This window comes from Methylobacterium sp. WL103 (assembly GCF_008039885.1).
Lineage (GTDB): Bacteria > Pseudomonadota > Alphaproteobacteria > Rhizobiales > Beijerinckiaceae > Methylobacterium > Methylobacterium cerastii.
Window position 1 is genome coordinate 1 of sequence record NZ_VRUX01000910.1, and the last position, 1209, is coordinate 1209.

1 protein-coding gene is annotated in these 1209 nt (G+C 71.8%); it reads right to left on the reverse strand.

The window, feature by feature from the left end:
- Positions 1-1209 (reverse strand): L,D-transpeptidase family protein (locus FV222_RS26640; protein WP_147816134.1); only part of this gene is annotated, 1209 nt, incomplete at both ends.

A 1209-nucleotide genomic window follows, 5' to 3' on the forward strand; every position in this document is an offset into this window, starting at 1 on the left:
GCGCGACCGTGCCGGTGGTGGCCGGCTCGGTCGCCGCCGAGGGCACCGGGCCGCCGGGGGTGTCGAGCCCGTAGATGTCGTCGCGGAAGTGCACGCGCCCGTCCGGCGTGGCGTAGCCGGTGAGGTAGACGAAGGTCACCGGCACCGGCTTCACCAGCTTGAGGTCGCGGCGCTCGCCGTCGGCGATGGCGGTCTCGATCTCGATCGGCCCCCAGGCCGAGCCCGGCCCGTTCGGCCCCTCGACGCCCGAGAGCAGCCAGCCGACGAGCTCCTTCACCCCGCCGACGCGGACGCAGCCGTGGCTGTGGAAGCGGACGTTGCGGGCGAACAGCGACTTCGAGGGCGTATCGTGCATGTAGACTGCGAAGCGGTTCGGCATGTCGATCCGCACCTGCCCGAGCGAGTTGTCGAAGCCGGAATCCTGGCGCAGCGTGTAGTTGACCGCCTTCTCGGTGTTCCAGTTCACTGCCGTCGGATCGACCTCGACGTTGCCGGGGCCGAGGATGCGGATGTGGTTCTTGGCCAGATATCCCGGCTCCTTGCGCATCCGCGGGATGATCTCGTTCTTCACCACCGAGACCGGCACCGTCCAGGTCGGGTTGAAGTTGATGTCGGTGATCCGCGTCTCGACGCTGGGCGTCGCCTTGTCGGGCTTGCCGACCACGGCGACGTAGCGGCGCGCGACCTGGCCGCCCTCCACCGCCTCGACGGTGGCCGCCGGGATGTTGACGACGACGTAGCGCTCGCCGAACGGGAACTTCGAGCCCATCAGCCGGGCCGCCGAAGCCGCAAGCTGGCGCTGGCGGACGGAGGCCGGCACGTTGAGCGCGGCGATCGTCAGCCGGCCCACCAGCCCCGATTCCGGCAGGCCGTGGCGGGCCTGGAACGCGGTCACCGCCGCGATCAGCGGCGGATCGAGCCGGTCGCTCGGGGGCGCGTCGGCGGGCAGGTCGCCGGTGAGGGTCAGGTGATGGCGCAGGCCTGGGATCGCCGGGTTCGACGCGCCCGGCTTGAACACCGTGGTCTCGGGTACCGGCGCCCAGCCGCCCGCGTCGGCGAAGGCCTGGTACAGGTCGGCGGCACGCAGGGTCTCGGTGAAGGTCTTCTGCGTCAGCGTCGGCCGCGGGTCGGCGGAGACGGTGGCGTAGACCAGCTCCGGCTCGGGCTTGCGCTTGGCCGGCTCGCGCGCCGCGGCCTCCGGCGCAGGAG